Source organism: Peteryoungia aggregata LMG 23059, from assembly GCF_030814435.1.
Classification (GTDB): domain Bacteria; phylum Pseudomonadota; class Alphaproteobacteria; order Rhizobiales; family Rhizobiaceae; genus Allorhizobium; species Allorhizobium aggregatum.
Genome location: NZ_JAUSUW010000013.1, coordinates 70612 through 88893, shown reverse-complemented (window position 1 = coordinate 88893; position 18282 = coordinate 70612). Strand labels below are relative to the sequence as shown.

The 18282-nt window shown below is 61.4% G+C and carries 14 protein-coding genes; 7 read left to right on the top strand and 7 right to left on the bottom strand.

Going from position 1 to position 18282, the window contains the following annotated elements; translation table 11 throughout:
* Positions 1 to 71 precede the first annotated feature (71 nt).
* The 4 genes from J2045_RS19145 to J2045_RS19130 form a co-directional block, all read right to left on the bottom strand.
* A complete protein-coding gene (locus J2045_RS19145; RefSeq protein WP_307375862.1) occupies positions 72 to 2927 on the bottom strand; it encodes a TonB-dependent receptor in 2856 nt (951 codons plus the stop codon).
* Between the two features lie 132 nt (positions 2928 to 3059).
* The gene (locus tag J2045_RS19140; protein WP_307375860.1) at positions 3060 to 4043 is read right to left on the bottom strand and encodes a FecR family protein; all 984 of its coding nucleotides are present in this window, start codon (positions 4041 to 4043) and stop codon (positions 3060 to 3062) included.
* A gap of 109 nt (positions 4044 to 4152) precedes the next feature.
* On the bottom strand, positions 4153 to 4659 hold the full coding sequence (locus tag J2045_RS19135) for an RNA polymerase sigma factor (RefSeq protein ID WP_307375858.1): 507 nt from the start codon (positions 4657 to 4659) through the stop codon (positions 4153 to 4155).
* Positions 4660 to 4808: 149 nt separating this feature from the next.
* Positions 4809 to 5831, bottom strand: coding sequence for a LacI family DNA-binding transcriptional regulator (locus J2045_RS19130; protein WP_307375956.1), 1023 nt, complete (start codon positions 5829 to 5831; stop codon positions 4809 to 4811).
* 301 nt (positions 5832 to 6132) lie between these two features.
* Here J2045_RS19130 and J2045_RS19125 point away from each other — a divergent pair, with 301 nt between their 5' ends.
* The 7 genes from J2045_RS19125 (at position 6133) to J2045_RS19095 (ending at position 13362) form a co-directional block, all read left to right on the top strand.
* Complete coding sequence (locus J2045_RS19125) at positions 6133 to 7467, top strand: ABC transporter substrate-binding protein (RefSeq protein ID WP_307375855.1); 1335 nt, start codon at positions 6133 to 6135, stop codon at positions 7465 to 7467.
* Between the two features lie 104 nt (positions 7468 to 7571).
* Positions 7572 to 8519 carry a carbohydrate ABC transporter permease gene (locus J2045_RS19120; protein WP_307375853.1) on the top strand — a complete coding sequence of 316 codons (948 nt, stop codon included), beginning with the start codon at positions 7572 to 7574 and terminating at the stop codon, positions 8517 to 8519.
* Positions 8516 to 9457 (top strand): carbohydrate ABC transporter permease, encoded by a 942-nt coding sequence (locus J2045_RS19115; RefSeq protein ID WP_307375849.1) that lies wholly within the window; start codon positions 8516 to 8518, stop codon positions 9455 to 9457. Before J2045_RS19120 ends, J2045_RS19115 begins: the two co-directional genes overlap by 4 nt.
* Positions 9454 to 9642, top strand: a complete 189-nt coding sequence (locus tag J2045_RS19110) for a hypothetical protein (protein ID WP_307375847.1) — start codon at positions 9454 to 9456, stop codon at positions 9640 to 9642. Before J2045_RS19115 ends, J2045_RS19110 begins: the two co-directional genes overlap by 4 nt.
* A gap of 3 nt (positions 9643 to 9645) precedes the next feature.
* The gene (locus tag J2045_RS19105) at positions 9646 to 10743 is read left to right on the top strand and encodes an ABC transporter ATP-binding protein (protein ID WP_307375844.1); all 1098 of its coding nucleotides are present in this window, start codon (positions 9646 to 9648) and stop codon (positions 10741 to 10743) included.
* On the top strand, positions 10736 to 11731 hold the full coding sequence (locus tag J2045_RS19100) for an ABC transporter ATP-binding protein (protein WP_307375842.1): 996 nt from the start codon (positions 10736 to 10738) through the stop codon (positions 11729 to 11731). The genes J2045_RS19105 and J2045_RS19100 overlap by 8 nt, the downstream gene beginning before the upstream one ends.
* An 11-nt stretch (positions 11732 to 11742) precedes the next feature.
* Positions 11743 to 13362, top strand: a complete 1620-nt coding sequence (locus tag J2045_RS19095) for a dihydroxyacetone kinase subunit DhaK (protein WP_307375838.1) — start codon at positions 11743 to 11745, stop codon at positions 13360 to 13362.
* Positions 13363 to 13440: 78 nt separating this feature from the next.
* Here J2045_RS19095 and J2045_RS19090 read toward each other — a convergent pair whose 3' ends face one another.
* From J2045_RS19090 to J2045_RS19080, 3 genes are all read right to left on the bottom strand, one after another.
* Complete coding sequence (locus J2045_RS19090) at positions 13441 to 14586, bottom strand: GGDEF domain-containing protein (protein WP_307375835.1); 1146 nt, start codon at positions 14584 to 14586, stop codon at positions 13441 to 13443.
* A gap of 343 nt (positions 14587 to 14929) precedes the next feature.
* Positions 14930 to 15862 (bottom strand): choline kinase family protein, encoded by a 933-nt coding sequence (locus tag J2045_RS19085; protein ID WP_307375832.1) that lies wholly within the window; start codon positions 15860 to 15862, stop codon positions 14930 to 14932.
* Entirely contained in the window at positions 15859 to 18276 is a 2418-nt protein-coding gene (locus tag J2045_RS19080) for a GcvT family protein (RefSeq protein ID WP_307375830.1), read from the bottom strand. Before J2045_RS19080 ends, J2045_RS19085 begins: the two co-directional genes overlap by 4 nt.
* Positions 18277 to 18282: the final 6 nt, after the last annotated feature.

The window sequence follows — 18282 nt, the reverse complement described above, 5'->3', positions numbered from 1 at the left end:
CGGGCGGGCCATCACCCCGACCCGGGGAATTCCTGCTTGGCGTGCCAGACGGCGCGCAGAGGCGAGCGCGATCAGAACTTCATCTTCAGCGTTGCGGTGAAGGTGCGGCCGGGCGCTGTGTAGTCGCTGTTGGCCGGGATGTAATTGCGATCCGTGACATTGTTGACGGCGAAGCGCAGCGTAGCGGTTTCTGTCACCTCGAACGAGCCATAGAGATCGACAGTGGTGTAGACGTCTGTCAGCTTCAACAGGTTGCCCGTATCGGTGTCCAGCAGGTAGCTCTGGTTCGCCGTGACGTGGTTGAGGCGCGCGCCAAGGGAAAGGCGCTCATCGAAGAACCGCATGCCACCATCGACGGTCAGTTTTAGTCTCGGCGGCACCGAGCCGACAGTCGCGACGATGTCTCCCGAGGTGGTTGTGGTGCCGTTGGAGAAGACCTGGGTTTTCGACGGCCACTCCGTGTCGAGAAAGGAAGCCGTGCCCCCGAGCCAGAAACCACCGACGTCGTAATTGCCCTCCAGTTCGACGCCCTTCATACGGGTGGTCCCGTCGAGGTTGACGAAGCTCTGATAGGTCTTTGAGCTGACATCCGCCGTGTAGATCGTGCCGAGTACGATGTAGTCCTCCACCTCGCGGTAGAATGCCGAGGCCTTCAGGCGGAGGGTGTCTCCGCCCGTCAGGACGTCGTCAAGACTGACATTGGTGCCGATTTCGTAGGTCGTGGCCGTTTCTGACCGCAGATCTTCATTGGGCGCATAGGCAACGCCGACGTTGTCGGTCGGTGGTCCGCCGGTGAAGAATGCTTCCAGGATGGTTGGCGGCCGATAGCTTTCGGAATAGCTGACATAGGGGCGGAACCAGTCCACCGGCTTGAATTCGATCGTGGCAGAGGGAAGCCAGGCGCTGTCGATGCGGTCGACCTCGAACTCGTATTCCGGATAGGTCGTGACGGGAGTGGTGACGGGGGCGATGATCGCTTGACCGGTGCTATACCAGCGGCCGTTGACGATCTCCCCGGTGGCGGTGAGCGCATCGCAGGTGCGTTGTTTTTGATCAGCGTTATAGACGGTGCCTGTTGTCGGATGGATGCCCGTGTTGCAGATCGCGGTGCGCAGATTGTAAGTTGCTACGGAATAGATTTGCCCATAGGCGGCCCAGGTGGTCACCGCCTGTGCATAGGTGCCCGGTGTCGTCACAGACGAAATGACGCGGTTCTGATAGCGTGCGGTGCCTTTCAGCCTTGACCAATCATAGCGCAGCCCGGCTGTCAGGCTGACCCAGTCCACCGGTTCCAGCGTGCCGTTGACGAAGAGGCTTGCCATGTCGCGGCGACCGGGCGGGCTGAAGGCGGTATAGCTGCTCTCCCAGTTCGGATTTGAAGTAATATTGGTGCTGCTGGCCGACGACGTGGCGATATCGCGGAAGGCTTCGGCGCCGTAGTTGAGGGTCAGCGGACCGGCGACGGTTTCGAGCACACTGGTGTTATCGAGCGAAGCGCCGAAGCTTTTCGTGCCCATATCGATCGTGGTTTCGGGGATGTCATCGCTGGTGTCCAATGTATCCATTGTTCGCGCTTCGCGAACCTCAGTCATGTTGGAATTATTCAGCCAGAGAAGGCCCTTCATATCGATCAGCGGGGATTCCGGATCCCATGTGAACTTGGCGGTAACGCTGTCGTTGCGTGCGTTTTCGTGGTTGAGGCTCCCGCCACCGGACGTGCCGTAGACGAAGGAGTTGTCCTGATGCATCCAGGACAGGGAGGTCTCGACATCGCCGAAGTCGCCTTCGAGCTTGGCAAGCGAACTCCAGTTGCTCCGGCCGAGCATGTTCTTCATGAGGTCTTCGGTGGTCGTCTGGTCCCCGTTCTTCCCGACCGCGTATTCGCCGAGATTGGAGCTGCTGAAGCCGCCGGTGAGCGAGAAGGGGGTCTCGCCGAGGCGTGTCGCGGCGAGATAGGACCCCTGGTAGAACGTATTGTTGGTGCCGGTCCCGGTGTTGGTCTCGACACCCCATTGCTTACCATCGGCAATCAGATCGTCCGCACCAACGGTCTGAAATTCTACCTTGCCGCCCAGTGAACCGGCGCTGCCGGACGCTGCCCTGGTGTTCTTCTCGACCTCGACGGCGCGAATAAACGCGCTGTCTACGAAGGCCTGGCCCGAATTCGAGATATAATTGCTGCCACCGAATCCGGCACCGCGCTGTGCATTCTGTCGGGCGCCATCGATGGAGACGATGACACGGCCGGAATCCTGCAGACCTCGAATGTTGGGCGAAACCGTCGGGAAGCTGCCATTGCCTTCGCCAGCATAGACGCCGGAGATCCGGTTGAACAGGTCGCGGGTGTTGCGGACGCCGGCTGCCTGTATCGCTTCGCGACCCACCACGCTCAGGCTGCTCGGGGTCTCGTAAACCCAATCCGGCGTACCCTGATAGCCGCTACCCGTTGTGGCATTGGCGCCGCCGGTTGCAACCGTGATCGTGTCGAGGACGGTCGAGCCATCATCCGGGGCTTGTGCTGCGTCATCGCCGATCTGGTCGGCGCCGACGACGACGGCCCGGTTGCCGGTGAAGCGGAAGGGAATGCCCGTGCCGGCAAGCATGGTCGCAAGCGCCGTTTCCGGCGTCATGCGGCCCTTGACCGCGTTGACGCCGACATCAGCCGCGCTGCCCGAGGCCTGACTGACCTGGATGCCGGACTGGCGGTTGAACGCGGCGAGAGCGCGGGACAATGGCTGGGCGGCAATATCGAACTCACGCAGATCCGCTTGCGGGGATTGTTGCGCCGGTGCTGCCGGTGATGTCTGCGCCTGGCCCGGTCCGGTCCAGATGACCGCGCCGAGTGCCACCGAACTCAACAGGACACCCGTCCTGAAGACGCTACTTCTTCCCGGATGAACCCGCCTGCATTCTACTCTTCGTACCATTTACCCACTTGTCCCTTACGCCATTCAACGCCGCCCACGCCGGGTTGCTGACAGAAAGACACGTGGCTAAGTCGATATTTTCAGGGAGTTTTTCTCTTTCCTGTTAAATCTTGATAAATACTATCATATTTTTTAGTGGCGGGTGATCACGCGCACGGAATCCCCCAGATTCAGGACCCGGCCGCCAAAGGGATCCACGAGTGCCCCGAGCGCAAGTGCCGGGGATGTCAGATCGTAGATGCCCGTGACCCGTTCCTCGCCGAGCGACGGGTCTGCCAGCGTGATCCAGGCCGGGTCGTAGCGCCGGATGACATCGATAACCGATGCGATGGTTGCGTTGCTGACCACGAGACGTCCCTCACGCCATGAACCGATGTTGTCTGCGTCGACGAGTGTCCTCGTTTCCATTCCGCTCCGGGCATCGATGGAAATCGCGTCACCTGGTTTCAGGGTGGCTCGCGAAGCACCGGAGACAGCGGCGCGGCTCAATGTCGAGACCGAGCCTCGCGCCACGGCAACGTGCGTGGCGTCCTCGGTGAGCTCGACCTCGAAAGCGGTGCCGAGCACTTCGACCTCGGTACCGCCGGCGATGACACGGAAGGGGCGGTCCGGGTTCTTGCGGATGTCGAAAAATGCCTCCCCTTGCAGAAGCGTCACCTGGCGCAGTTGACCGGTAAACTGAGCGCTGAACGCGCTGTCCGGGGCAAGCTCCACCGAACTCCCATCCTCAAGCGTTATGCTCTGGATCTCGGCGATGGCCGTCCGGTGGTCTGCGGTCCAGCGGACGATCACGGAGGGAGCGGCGAGCCAGAGCACACAGGCGACGGCGAAAGCGGTCGCCAGTCCGGCAGCAAGCCGGGGAACGGAGACAGGACGCCGGGGCAGGATCCGGATCCGCGTGGAGGCTAGCGGACGATAAAAGGCTTCGGCCTTTCCCGTCGCGCGCCAGAGGAGACAGAGCTCGCTCCATGCCTGCTCATGCTCCGGGGACGATTGCCGCCAGATGTCGAAATGCGCGCGGAGCTCTGCGGATTGGGGGTTTTCCCTGATGCGGATCAGCCAAGCCGCAGCCTCATCGAACAGGTGAGGTCGGTTGTCGTGTGCTTCAGGGCTCATGGGACCGGCTCCGTTGGAGAAGGCGATTGCAGGATCGCATGTGAGTCATGTTTATAGACACGCGAGCCCGCCGCAGTTTTCAGCAGATCGTTCAGATCGAAGCGTCCCATCACAGAATGTCCCGTGTCTCTTCACGCAGGCGCTGCATGGCTGCGTTGAGCAGGCGATGCGCCGTCGGAACGGAAACCTCCATCTTCGTGGCGATTTCCTGCAGGGTTCTCTTTTCGAAGCGATACATCTCCATCACCCGACGTTCGCGATCGGGCAATCGTTCGATCGCCCTGGCGACGAGGGCTATCTGTTGCTGCAGCAAGAGATCGGCTTCCGGGGAGGGCCTTCCCTGAGGCCATCCCCACCATGGGATGTCGTCCGGCTCGTCGATAACCTCCAGCTTGCGCCTGCGCTTCTTGTTGAAGGACAGGTTGCGCACGATGCGAAAGAGGTAGGTTTTCGGTGGAGCCGGTTCGTCGGCGGTGTTGACGAATCTCAGGAAGGCATCCTGGACGATATCCTCGGCATCATCGCGCGAACCGGCGATCGGTGTCGCATAGTCGATCAATGCCTTGCGTGCCTTCAGGTACATTCGATACCGGGCGTTCTTGTCGCCAATGACCATGAGCAGCTCGAGCAATAAACTTGAAAATATGAATCATGTTTATTGGAAGCACTTCTTAAAGTCGATGCCTGAACCTTCCATAACGCTCGATCGATCGAGATCTGCAAAGGTCCGGGACTAGTCGGGGGAAATGCGCGTTCCAGTCGGCCCTAGATATTCTCACCCAGAAGAACCTCGATCCGGATCTTCTCCTGGGAGGCGATCGGCTCACGCTGTTCAAGCCGCGCCCGCATGATCCGCACCGCGCTTCTCACGGCATGGCCGGGGTTCTGTGCGATGATCACGTCGATCCGTTCGTCGCGCAGGGCGTCTTCGCTGAATGGCGTGCGCTCGTGCACGACGACAGTCAGTGCCCGGGTATCGACAGCGGCTTCGATCGCCGAGACAGGCACGCGTGCCTCGGAACTCAGCACATAGACGGCCTTGATCTCCGGATTGTGTTCCAGCATGCGGGCAATGACGAGGCCTGCCCGGCGTTCGTCGCCATAGGTTTCAAGCGAGGGCAGGGACGTCAGATGCGGGAACTGGCCATTGATGATCCGGTCGAAACCGAGCCGTCGCTCGATGCTGTCCTGCGCCATCATGGTTTCGGCAACGACCATGATCTTTGCCGGCCCGCGCTCCAGAAAACGACCGATGATCTTGCCTGCCGTGGCGCCTGCTGCAAAATTGTTGACGCCGACGAAATCGGCAGCCGGCAGTTTTTCCTGGCCGGACAAGAACTGCACCACCTTGATGCCGCGTTCGATCAGTCTCGCCATCGCATCGCGAACCTGGGGTGATTCCGGCGCCATGACCGCCACGCCGTCGATATCGTCGGCGGCAAGGCCCGCCAGATAATTCGCGACGGCATGCGGGTCGGACATCGGCATCTGCACAGAATCGATATCGGTGAGGTCTGCCCGCAGCGCTTCCCGCGCATCGGCAACCTCCTGAAGGATCTGCCGCAGATACTGGTCGCCGGAAAGCGGCAGGACAAAGCGGAAACGATAGATCCGGTTGCGCGCCAGGTTCATGGCCGCCGGATTGCGAACAAAGCCGATCCGCTCGATCGCCTCGTTGACCCTGCGCGCCGCCTTCTCGCTGACATTGGGTCGGTCATTCAGGACGCGATCGACCGTGGCCAGGCTGACGCCGGCTGCTTCTGCGAGGTCCTTTGCGGTTGGTCTGATCAAGGCGGCCTGTCATTTTTCCGGTGATGGGAAAATGACTTTTCCAACAAATTCAAACGAAACGCAAGAAAATGAGGTGCGCACCTCAAAATTAACTTGCTTTGAGGTGCGCACCTCAATTATAGCTCTTCCTGTCTCGGGATATTGCCGTGGCGCGTTTGCCGCGCCGCCGTCCCGATGCGGGAGCCGGAGGAGGGAAGGCCGCCTGCTCACACAGTCTGGCAGTGCATTTTTGCCCTGGAGGGGGCGTCGCACCTGTCCCGATGGAGGTCGGGATTACGAACATTGGGAGGAGAACGTCATGAAGTCAGTCATTCTGAAATCAACGGTTGCCGCTGGCGCGCTGGTCTTTGCCAGCCTGTCGGGTGCCAATGCCGTCAAGGCCGAAGAGTTGACCCTGTGCTGGGCCGCCTGGGACCCGGCCAATGCGCTGGTCGAACTCAGCAAGGATTTCGAGGCCAAGTCGGGCCACACGATGAAATTCGAATTCGTGCCCTGGCCGAACTTCGCCGACCGCATGCTCAACGAACTGAATTCCGGCGGCAAGCTTTGCGATCTGATGATAGGCGACAGCCAGTGGATCGGTGGTGCTGCCGAGAATGGCCAATATGTGAAGCTCAATGATTTCTTCGCCAAGGAAGGGATCAAGATGGAGGACTTCATTCCGGCGACCGTCGTCGGTTATGCCGAATGGCCGAAGAATTCGCCGAACTACTGGGCTTTGCCGGCCTTCGGCGATGTCGTCGGCTGGACCTATCGCAAGGACTGGTTCGCGCGTCCCGAGCTGCAGGCGGAGTTCAAGACCAAGTATGGCCGCGACCTCGCCGTGCCGAAGACCTTCGCTGAATTGAAGGACATCGCCCAATTCTTCCAGGGCCGTGATATCGACGGCAAGAAGGTCTATGGCGCCGCGATCTACACCGAGCGCGGCTCGGAAGGCATCACCATGGGCGCCATGGATGTGCTCTATTCCTTCGGCTTCCAGTACGACAATCCGGCCAAGCCCTATGAACTCGAAGGCTTCGTCAACTCGCCGCAATCCGTTGCCGGCCTTGAATTCTACAAGGCACTCTATGATTGCTGCACGCCGCCCGGCTCGTCCGACACCTACATGTCCGAGAATATCGACGCCTATAAGTCGGGCCAGGTCGCACTGCAGATGAACTTCGCCTTCATCTGGCCGGGCATCCATGCCGACGCCAATGTCGGTGGCGACAAGTCGGGCTACTTCCCCAATCCGGCCGGCCCCGATGGCAAGCAGTTCGCCCAGCTCGGCGGCCAGGGCATTTCCGTGGTTGCAGCCTCTTCCAAGCAGGATGCGGCGCTTGAATACATCAAGTGGTTTGCCCAGCCGGAAATCCAGAACAAGTGGTGGTCGCTCGGCGGCTATTCGGCGCTGCGCTCCGTCGTCGAGGATCCGGGCTTTGCCACCAGCCAGCCCTATGCGCAGACCTTCCTCGATTCCATGGCGATCGTGAAGGACTTCTGGGCCGAGCCTTCCTACGCCTCGCTCCTCCAGGCCTCGCAGAAACGCTTCCATGATTATGTCGTGGCAGGGCAGGGGACTGCGCAGGAAGCGCTTGATGGTCTGGTGAAGGACTGGACCGAAGTCTTCGAGGACGAAGGCAAGCTTTGATCGCAATCTTCCCGTCCGCTCTCGTGCGGATCTGATGCAATCGTATGGCCGGTCCTCACCGATCGGCCATGCCAGATGCAACGCCTGTGATAGGGGTGCCCCCAATGTCCGAGAACGCCATCGACCGCCTTGCGCGGGCGACCCCGCCGCAAATGGCGAAACGGGTATCCGGTCTCTCCGACCGCGCGATTGCCTGGCTTTTCGTTACGCCGTCGATCCTTTTGCTGCTCGCCGTCAACATTTTCCCGCTGATCTGGACGATCCGGCTGAGCTTCACCAATTTCCGGGTCAACCGGCCCAATGAAGAACCCGAATTCGTTGGCCTGCGCAATTATGCCCGCATCCTGACCGATAGCGACATCTGGCAAACCATGCAGGCGACCGCACATTTCCTGCTCTGGACCATTGTCCTGCAGGTTCTGATCGGTTTTGCGCTCGCCTATCTGATCAACAAGAAGTTTCGCGGCAATGATCTCTGGACCACCATCATCGTCCTGCCGATGATGCTGAGCCCCGCCGTCGTCGGCAATTTCTGGACCTTCCTCTACCAGCCGCAGATCGGCCTGTTCAATTACGTCGTCAGCTTCTTCACCGGCATTGATCCCTCCAGCTTCTCGATGATCGGCGACGTGTCGCTGGCGCCCTGGGCGATCATCATCGTCGACACCTGGATGTGGACGCCCTTCGTCATGCTGATCTGCCTGGCCGGCCTGCGCTCGATCCCCGACAGCATCTATGAGGCCGCCGAATGCGACCGCGCCAGCAAATGGCGGCAGTTCTGGACGATCACCATTCCGCTCGTTCTGCCCTTCCTGATGCTGGCCATCCTGTTTCGCGGCATCGAGAACTTCAAGATGTTCGACCTCGTCGTGCAACTGACCGGCGGCGGCCCGGGCTCGGTTACCGAACTCACCTCGATCAACCTCAAGCGCGAGGCTTTTGAGAAGTGGCGCACGGGCTATGCCTCGGCTTACGCGGTCATTCTCTTCGTCACGGTCTTCGGCCTTGCCTCGATCTACGTGAAAGCACTGAACAAGGTGAAAGAACGATGAGCAGCTATTCCGTCACCGAGCCTTCGCTCCGCCAGAAATGGTTCGCCGGCGTCCTCGTCATCTTCTATGCCGTCGTCACCATCATGCCGCTGATCTGGATCATCACCACTGGCTTCAAGAGCCCGTCTGATTCCATCGCCTATCCGCCGAAGGTCCTGTTCGAGCCAACCCTCGAAGGCTATGTGAACCTCTTCACCACGCGAACACGCGTGTCAGAGGTCGATCTTCAGGCACTCGGCGAGCCGACGACCTGGTATGAACGGCTGGTGCGCGAGGATGGCCTTGTTATCGCCGGACCCTCGCGCTTCGGTGAGCGCTTCACCAATTCGGTGATCATCGGCTTTGGCTCGACGCTGCTCTGCATCGTCTTGGGAACAGCGGCGGCCTATGCCTTCTCGCGCTTCAAGGTGCCTCTGAAGGACGATCTCCTCTTCTTCATCCTCTCGACCCGGATGATGCCGCCGATCGCCGTTGCCATCCCGATCTTCCTGATGTTCCGCGAACTGGGCTTAAGCGACACGCATCTCGGCATGATCCTCCTCTATACGGCGGTCAATCTCTCGCTCTCGGTCTGGCTCTTGAAGGGCTTCATCGACGAGATCCCGATCGAGTATGAGGAGGCGGCGCTGATCGACGGCTATACCCGCTTCCAGGCCTTCTACAAGGTTGTGCTGCCCCAGGCCGTCACCGGCATCGCCTCGACCGCGATCTTCTGCCTGATCTTCGCCTGGAACGAATATGCCTTTGCCGTGCTCTTGACCTCTGGCACTGCCCAGACGGCGCCGCCCTTCATCCCCACGATCATCGGGGTGAGCGGCCAGGACTGGCCGGCTGTTGCCGCAGGCGCCACGTTGTTTCTTGTGCCCGTCGTCGTCTTCACGATCCTGCTGCGCAAGCATTTGCTCAGGGGCATTACCTTCGGAGCCGTTCGCAAATGAGCCGATTTTTACAGGGACTGCGCCGTTTCAGGCGCAATGAATGGGAACTGGTGGCCTCGGTGCTCATTGCGCTCGGCGTGGTCATGATGATGCAGCCGGTCGCGCTCTGGCTCTACTCCTATTCCTTCATCGTGACGCTGATCGGAACCGTCATGTTCATCATCGTCAGTCATTTTCCGGAGTAACCGATGGCGCAGATCCGTATCGAGAACGTGCGCAAGGAATTCGGCAGCTTCACGGCTGTCCAGTCCTCCACGTTCACCGTCGAAGACGGCGAGTTCTTCATGCTGCTCGGCCCCTCCGGCTGCGGCAAGACCACGACACTGCGGATGATGGCGGGCCTCGAGCTGCCAACCAGCGGCGAGATCTATATCGATGGCGAAGAGGTCGGCATGAAGCGGGCCAGCCAGCGCGACATCGCCTTTGTCTTCCAGATGTTCGCGCTCTATCCGCACATGAATGTCCGCCGCAACATTTCCTACCCGCTCTTGAGCCAGGGCGTGCCGAAACCGGAGGTTAGGACCCGCGTCGAGGAGGTCGCACGCATCCTCAAGATCGAGGACATTCTCGACAAACCGGTCGGCGGCCTCTCGGGCGGCGACCGCCAGCGCGTGGCCCTTGGCCGCGCCATCGTGCGCCGCCCCAAGGCCTTCTTCATGGACGAACCACTCGGCGCCCTCGATGCCGAGTTCCGTGAGCACATGGCCGAAGAGCTGCGGGCGCTGCATGACCGTATGGGCGCCACCACCGTCTATGTCACCCATGACCAACTCGAGGCCATGCAGATGGGCGACAAGATCGTCGTCATGAACCATGGTGTGGTCGAGCAGTTCGGGCTGCCGCAACAGATCTATGACTGGCCGGCAACCCGCTTCGTCGCCAATTTCATCGGCTCGCCCTCGATGAACTTTATGGAGTTCGACGGCATGGTCGGCATCGGCAGCGATCATGTCACGCTCGACGGCCATCGGCTTGCCATCCCTGTGTCCCGCCAGGGCGCCGAGGGCCGGTTGACGCTTGGGGTTAGGCCCGAACATGTCTGCTTTTCGGATGCCTCAGCCTATCGGGGACAGGTCATCGCCACCGAATATCTCGGCACGACGCAGATCGTGACGCTGAAGACCGCGAACGGTGACATCAAGGCGCGCATTTCGTCCGCTGCCACCGTCAAGGCCGGCGAAACCGTTGGGCTCGATTTTGACAGCCGCACGATGACCGTCTTTGCCGGCGAACGCGGACATGCGCTTGTCTCGGCTGGCAATGAAGGAGTGCTGCGCCATGGCTGAGGTCATTCTTGATAATGTCACCAAGCGTTTCGGCGACCATGTCGCGCTCGACAAGGTCTCGATGACGGTGCCCGATGGCTCCTTCGTCGTGCTGCTCGGACCCACGGGTGCCGGCAAGACCACGACGTTGCGGTTGATTTCGGGTCTTGATCAGCCGGACAGCGGCGAGATCCTGATCGGCGGACAGCCGACCAAGGGGCTCACGCCGGCAGAGCGCAATGTCGCGATGGTCTTTCAGCAATATTCGCTCTACCCGCATCTGACGGTGCGGGAAAACCTCGCCTTTCCGTTGAAGTCGCCGCTCTTGAAGACACCGCCTGCCGAAATCGAGCGCAAGGTGAAGGCGATCGCCGAGACCCTGCAGATCGCCCACAAGCTCGACAACAAGGCGACGGCACTGTCAGGCGGCGAGATGCAGCGTGTCTCGATCGGGCGCGCGCTGGTGCGCAATCCGCAGATCTACCTGATGGACGAGCCATTGAGTTCGCTTGATGCCAAGCTCAGGGCGGACCTGCGCATCGAGTTGAAGAACATCCAGGCCATGTCAGGTGCGACGCTGCTTTACGTGACCCATGACCAGGTCGAGGCCATGACCATGGCCACCCATGTTGGCGTCCTGCATCATGGACGGCTCGTGCAGTTCGGCTCGCCCCGCGAGGTCTATGAGGAGCCGGTCAGCATCTATGCAGCCGCCCGTCTCGGCCAGCCGCGGATCAATATCCTGCCGGCGGACCTCTTTCCCGGCGCGCCGCCGCGTGCAGTGTCGATGGGCCTGCGCCCCGAGCATATCCGTCAGGGCAGCGGTGAGGACAGTCTCGTTCACCGGGTCGAGCGGCTCGGGGACCAGACCCGCCTGCATCTGTCGTTTCGGGGCACAAGCCTTGTCACGGTGACGGAGCCGCATACCGGGCTTCGCAGCGGTGACATCGTCCAGATCGAACCCAGCAATCCGCTTTATTTCGACGCCGACGGTCTTCGGCTGACGTGAGGGAGTTTCCAATGGCACAGTTCATCAACAAACGGGAAGACGTCGTCATCGAGGCCGTCGAGGGGCTGCTTGCCACCTCCGGCGTGCCGCTGGCCCGGCTGGATGGTTATCCGCATATCCGCGTCGTCGTGCGCGCCGATTGGGACAAGTCGAAAGTGGCGCTGGTCTCGGGTGGCGGCTCTGGCCATGAACCGGCGCATGCCGGTTTCGTCGGGGTGGGCATGCTGACCGCCGCCGTCTGCGGCGATGTCTTCGCCTCGCCCAGCGTGGATGCGGTGCTTGCCGGGATACTTGCCGTGACCGGACCCGCCGGTTGCCTGCTTGTGGTCAAGAACTATACCGGCGACCGGCTGAATTTCGGCCTTGCCGCCGAGCGTGCCCGCGCCTTCGGTCTCAATGTCAGCATGGTTGTTGTCGACGACGACATCGCGCTTCCGGATCTGCCCCAGGCGCGCGGTGTGGCCGGCACGCTGTTTGTCCACAAGATCGCAGGCGCGCTGGCCGAAAACGGCGCCGATCTCGATACGGTGACATCTGCGGCACGTCACGTCATCGCCGGAACGAAGAGCATCGGCATGTCGCTCGATACCTGCACGGTGCCGGGCTCGCCGAAGGAAGACCGCATCCCCAAGGGCATGGCGGAACTCGGCCTTGGCATCCATGGCGAGGCGGGTGTTGAGCAGGTCGACTTTTCCGGTGCGCGGTCTGCCATGGCGGCGGTCGCCGCCAAGCTGAAATCGACGATCGGGGAGACCCCGCATGTGGCGCTGATCAACAATCTCGGCGGCACCTCGGTGCTCGAAATGTCAGTTCTGGCGCATGAGTTGATCCGCTCCGACATTGGCGCGCATATCAGCCACGTGGTCGGTCCGGCCTCGATGATGACCTCGCTCGACATGCGCGGCTTTTCGATCTCGCTCTATCCGGCAAGCCGCGAGGAACTGGCAGCACTCGGCCAGCCGGTCGGCCCCGCCTCATGGCCGGGCCTGTCGAGGGTGCATCCGGTGTCGGTGGTGGCGCTGCCGGATGGGCTGACCCCGATCATGCCTTTGCCCTCCGAGCACAAACCGACCCGCGACTTCCTGATCGGCTGCTGCAATGTGATGATTACCGCCGAACAGGATCTCAACGCTCTCGATGCCAAATCGGGTGACGGCGACACGGGCTCGACACTGGCAGGCGCTGCGCGCGCACTGGTCAAGGCGATGGATCGCCTGCCGCTGTCCGATCACACCCAGCTGTTCCGCGCCATCGGCCTCGAACTCAGCCAGACCATGGGTGGCTCGTCCGGGGTTCTGTTGGCGATCTTCTTTGCCGCCGCCGGCGATGGTGCCTCGAGCGGGCTTCCGATCCGCGATGCTCTGAAGGCGGGCCTTGCCCGCATGCAGGAAATCGGCGGAGCCAATGTCGGCGACCGCACCATGATTGATGCGTTGTCTCCCGCGCTCGACGCGCTTCATGGTGGCTTGAAGGCCGCCGCAAGTGCTGCACGGGCCGGCGCAGACCGGACGGCAACGCTTGCCAGGGCCAATGCGGGGCGAGCCGCCTATATCAATGCCAAGCAGTTGCAGGGTCATGCCGATCCGGGGGCAGAGGCAGTCGCGCGATTGTTTGAACATCTTGCTGGTTGAGCGGGGAAAGACGCGAGTTCGTCGCGCCGGCAGCCTGCGATCATGGCGGGGGAAATGTCGTCTGCGGTCGGCTGAGCATCAGCCGGATGAGGCGCGCTTCACCCTGTTTCGCCCGGAATTCTTGGCGTCGTACATCGCCTGGTCGGCCTGGCGATAGGCCTCTGTCAGAGCGGCTTCAGAAGGAACGGGGGCCACGCCGAAGCTTGCGGTGACACCGATTTCGCTCGGCAAGTCGGCAAGTGACATGACCTCCAGCCTCAGCCTCTGGGCGAGCTGTACGGCGGTCTCAATGGGCATGCCGGGCAGGAAGATCGCAAACTCTTCTCCCCCCAGACGGCCAATGACTGCCCCGGGTGGTGCATATTGGCGCAGGCCTTTGCCGAATGTCTTGATGACGAGATCGCCAATGTCGTGCCCGTAGGTGTCGTTGATGCGCTTGAAGTGATCCAGATCGCAGAGAATGAGTGCGTGCGGTCCGTCGGGTGCTTCCCGGAGCAAGGCTTGCACGCCGCGGTCGAAGCCGCGTCTGTTTGTGAGGCCCGACAGTGTGTCGAGCTCGGATTCAGTGCGTTGGGCCGTCATGATTTCCAGAACGAGCGTGGCAAGCAGGGTCAACCCAACGGCCACCATCAGGACCGCGGTGAGGCTTTGGGAGACCAAGGCGTAGTCGGTGTTGACATAGTCCCGGGCGGAAGTGCCAGCTCCAAGGAGCATTGCTAGTCCCGCCTTTGCGAGGAAGTGGAGGCCGGTCACGAGCAACAAGACGCCGAGGAAGCGGTCTACCACCACACTTCGCCCGTGCCGGAACACGATGCCGGTACTGGTGAGTATGACCAAGGCAAAGGGGCTCTGATAAAGCAGGGCCTGCATGGGTGTTCCGCGTGGAAGGTCATAGATGACGTAGGATACGGCAAGGCTCGCGGCCATGAAGATGGCAATGATCCAGGGTGCTATCCGTTGCCCGAACAGCTTGCCTATGCCGACCGCCAACATGACCATGCCGGCAAGGACGCTCGCAAAGGCCCCGATCGCCCAGAGTTTAGGCGTCCCTGAATAGGCCACCAGGAGTTCGCAGATGGCGGAGATCGAGGCGACACCAAAGCCTGCCGCGAACCACAAGGCCGCCCGGCGGGACTGATTGCGGCGGGCAACGATTGCAAAGACGGCACTGAATGACATGGCGACGACAAAATTGACCACCAGGAAAAACGCTGCGCCATTCATTCCTTCGCTGCCATTATTTGCTCCTATGCGCGCCGATGGGGCTCACCGTATAGCATAGGTGTAAATCATTGGTTTTGCACACGTCGATGGCTCTCGGCTGGTGGATCCCGTTGGTGGATTTTGGACCGTCGATTTCGCTTGTTCCTACCAGCCGGCAAAGACGCCAATTGCCGTACAATTCCACCGACTGCCCTATCATTCGATTATTCCCGGCCTGTTCAATGACAATGCCATTGAACAGGCCGGGATGCTGGCCACATTCCTTGCTCCGGACTGACGATGCAGAGGGCGCCACAATTGCCGCTTCCCCGATGGCGCGTGACCGTCGCAGAATGGCATGCGCTCAGGCCGGAGCATGTCCAGAACCGTTGGCGACAGCATGCACTGCCCGGGTAAACTCCTCCGTGCCCATCAAAGTCCGGCACCGCGCAAAGCGCGTTTCGGCATAAGTGCGGAAATCGTCGGCCGGGTTTTCGTTCGCCAGCTGGATCAGGCCCCAGAGGGTCCAGAGGAGGTCGCACATCGCCTTGTAGATCATGATCCTGCCCCGTTCTGCCTGGCCGGGTTCTGCCTCGAAATAGGCGTGGACCATTTCTTCCTCGCGATCCGGGTCAAAGGCTGCCTCGACCGACAAGTCGGCGAGGTCCCACATCGGGTCGTTCATGCCGGAATATTCCCAGTCGACGATCCACATCCTTTCGCCAGTGTCGAGAAAGTTCTCGCACAGGGGGTCACAATGGCAGGCGACCGACGGCAGGGGATGCGCCGAGAGGGCGGCTCGCACGCTTTCGGCGTCCCGGAGCACGTCATGATAGCCGGTCGGCAGCGCGACATCCTTTGTCGCCAGAACAGCCAGATAGCTGTCGATCATGGCAAAGAGTTCGAAGCGGGCTGGAAAGACCGCGCCACTTTCGTGCAGCCGGCGGAACGCCTTTCCGGCGCGGGCGGCTGCGCCCGGGCTTTCGGCGAAGCGTACCGGTGACATCGTCGCCGCACCGTCGATGAAGCGCGAGACGAAGACGCCGGTCGAGGGGGCTGTGTACAGTACCTCAGGTCCGACACCGGCCTCGGCCACGGCCCGGGTCGCTACCATTTCGTTGGACCGGTCGATGTATTCCTCGGTGCCCTTTCCGGGGATGCGAAGGCAAAACTCGCCGAGCCGGAAAACCAGATTGGTCAGCCCGCCCAGCCGCTCGATCGGGCCGTCATAGGCCGAGAGGAACGGTATGTGATTGATGGTTTGCCGCGCCAGAGCGGTGTCTACTTCGTCACTCATACCTTCAACCTCGCCATGCCGGGATCGTAGAGGGTGCGTGGTCCCCGATGGGCCTTGTAGGCCCTGCCGAAGGCCTCGATTTCGAAATTCTCCTCACCGGCCAGTTCCGTCGGCAGATAGCCAAAGGCAATGGTTTTCCCAAGGGTGTAGCCATAGCCGGTGCTTGCGGTAGAGCCGACAACCCTCCCGTCGAACAGAACAGCCTCGCCGCCGTGGAACGGGGCGAAGCCCTCCACCGTGTAGGAAACGAGCCGACGCTTGACGCCTGCGGTCTTGATTGCGGAAAGGGCGTCGCGACCGAAGAAATCCCCCTTATTCAGGGCTACGCAGAACCCAAGCCCTGCCTCGTACGGGTTGTAGTCGGGCGTGATATCGCCCGACCAGTAGAGATAGCCTTTCTCCATGCGTGCAGCATCGATCGCCCGGTAGCCGGCATCGGCAATGCCGTAGGGCGCTCCTGCCTCCTTCAGGGTGTCATAGACATGGGCGGCGTATTCCTGATCGACATAAAGCTCGTAGCCCAGTTCGCCGACATAGCCGATGCGGACGGCGAGAACCGTGGCGCCGCCGAGCTCGATCGTCTTTGCCGACAGGAAGGGCAAGGCCGTATTGGACAGGTCGTCGTCCGTCACACTCTGCAGAACGTCCCGTGCAGAAGGGCCGCAGATGTTGAGCGTGGCGAAGCGGTTGGTGACGTCGCGCAGAACGATACCCTTTGGCAGATGGCGGGACACCCAGTTGCCATCGCGGATACCGAAGCCGGAGCCGGTGACCAGATAGAGCCGCTCGTCGTCGACATGGATTATCGTGACATCGGCCTCGATGCCGCCGCGCGTGTTGCACAGCTGGGTGTAGACCGCCTTTCCCGGTGGTCCGGACAGATCGTTGGCAGCAATCACCTGAAGGGCCTGCAGGGCACCCGGGCCGGTGATCTCGAATTTGGAGAACGAGGACTGGTCAATCAGTGCGGCTCGCTGGCGGATCGCCTTCACTTCTTCCCCGACGGCATCGAACCAGTTCGGTTTTCCCTCGAAGGAGGGGATGTCCTTCGCCGGTGAACCCTCTATCGCAAACCAGTTGGGCCGCTCCCAGCCGAATTTTGAACCGAATACGGCGCCGTTCCTCGCGAGCCTGTCATGCAGGGGAGAACGGCGCAGTCCGCGCAGAGCCTGCGCCTCCTCGCCTGGCCAGTGCACCTTGTAATAGGCGCCATACGCCTCGATGGCGCGCTGTTCCAGATAGCGGCCCTGGGCGTGGACAGCTCCGAAGCGCCTGACATCGAAGGGCCAGAGATCCATGCCGGCATCGCCGTGGAGGATAAGGTTCGAGAGTGCGAGGCCCGCGCCGCCAGAGGCCGCGATGCCGGCGGTAAAGCCGCAGGCGACGTAGAAGTTGTCGAGTTCCGGGGCAAGCCCCATGATCGGCTCGCCGTCGAAGGACACCGGGATCGGGCCGTTGATCACGGTCTGGATGCCGATCTCGTTCAGAGCGGGGATGCGGGTAGCTGTTGGAAGCGCAAAGAGTTCAAGCCTGTCCCAGTTGGGCTCGAACAGCTCCCGGCCAAAATCGAGCGGTGGCTTGCCACGCCAGCAGCCTTTCGTTCCGTCTTCCCAGCCACCGATGGCAAAGGAGCCGGTATCCGGCTTCAGGTAGAAATTGTTGTCCGGGTCGCGCAGCGTGGTGAGATCCGGCGGGAGGGTCAGCTTCTTTTCGGTGAGGAAATACTGATGCTCGACAACACCTGCTGCCAGCGGCACGCCGGCCATCTCTCCCACTCGCTTTGCCCAGAGGCCAGCGCAGTTGACGAGGATATCGCAGGAGATGTTGCCTCCGTTGGTCACCACGCCGACGGCGCGCCGGTTCTCGATGGCGATCTCCTCGACGGTGACGCCCTCTTCGATTTTCACTCCGTTCATGCGCGCGCCCCTGGCATAGGCCATGGTTAGCGAATAGGGGTCGATGTAGCCGTCACCAGGGATGTAGGCCGCACCCTCAATGCCGTCCTTGACGATGTAAGGGAAACGGCTCGCGGCTTCCTCGGCGGACAGGGAGTGGCATTCGACACCAAAACTCTTCGCCTGGGTCATCGAGCGGCGGATCTCGCTCCAGCGCTCGGGGCTGCCTGCAAGCCGGAGTGAGCCGACCTTCTTCCAGGCAATATGCTGCCCCGTTTCCTCCTCCAGCCGGTCGAAGACGGCCACGGAGTTCTGCATCAGCCGGGTCAGGTTGCGCTTTCCGCGCAACTGGCCGACGAGGCCGGCCGCGTGCCAGGTACAGCCGTGGGTGAGCATGGCTTTCTCGACCAATAGGACGTCCTTCGCTCCATCGCGGGCGAGGTGGTAGGCGACGGAGGTGCCGATGGCGCCGCCGCCGATGATGAGAATGTGGACATGACGATCAGCGCGGAATGACATCTGGAA